The following is a 1142-nucleotide window of genomic DNA, read 5'->3' on the forward strand; positions in this document are numbered from 1 at the left end:
TAATCTTTGTGCTTAGCGAATTGTTCTCGCCCCATACAATGGCTGAGGGCTGGACCGAGATCGCAGGCGTGGCGGTAATGTCTGTGGCGTTGGTCCCGCTTCTTGAGATAATACGCAATGCGCGTTTCAACTCCGGCGACCCCCAGCTGAGGCATGCTAAGGGACTCGTACACCCTCGTTTTCCCTCGCCACCCCTGGAACCTAGCAGCNNCTCTGCCAGCGGCCTTTCGGGCCGGATACGAACCACGTACAAATCCGAATCGTCGAGCTGGGGCAGTCTTGCTGAAGCATTAGCTGGGTTGGCCGTTTTCAGATCGTAGCCACCACCGGCCAGTGCCGGCCTCGCATACAACTTCCCACGTGACGAGGGCCGAGGAACGGTTACCGCCCAGGCGAACTTGGAGTCGCCATACCTTGACGTCGATTCGGGTTGCAGATTCACGGGCCATTCGCTTTTCGACCCGCCACCAGGGGACGCGTTCGAACCATCTGATTGGTTCGGCTCCGACATGCCAATTACGGCCTTCGTGGAATACCCGCAAGGGAACGCCGGACGTTGACGTTTGCAGCTCAACAGTTTTGAAAACCACGGGAATTTACGCTCACTATTCTTGAGGATGCGTCATGCAGGATGCCTGCATATTCTGCCCTGTCGGCACTTAGCGCCTGAGTCCTTCAGGCCCTACGCAATACCCTCAAATTGGATCACCCATACGTTCAATATCTCNNCAACTACGGGCCCTCTCCAATGGGCCTGCACTCAACGTGACGAGCAAGTAATCCCACATTCTCTGCTTTCTCAGGCTCCTCAGAGTCTTCGCCTCGTTCTTTTCGTCGCCAGTCAGCGCATTGATCCTGTCGCTTTCGGCCTTCATCTGCGCATACGTCCGAATAATTCCTGAAGCACCTTTCGGGTCCGCCGCAAACATCCAAATCCTGCTTCGAAGTATCTCAAGCCCAACCGGCATGATGAACGCCTGTGCAAGGAAGTACATGCCGACCACGCCAAGAGATGTCGCAAAAACCCTTAACCCCATCGTGTCCTTCACTCCCTCCTTAGCCATCTCGAGCACTTCATTCGCATCCTCTATCTCTTGAATCTGCGTCACAAGTCTTAGGAAGACCACCGTGAAAAGAATTCC

The sequence above is a fragment of the Glutamicibacter sp. BW78 genome (genome assembly GCF_002332245.1).
GTDB lineage: Bacteria > Actinomycetota > Actinomycetes > Actinomycetales > Micrococcaceae > Arthrobacter_H > Arthrobacter_H rhombi_A.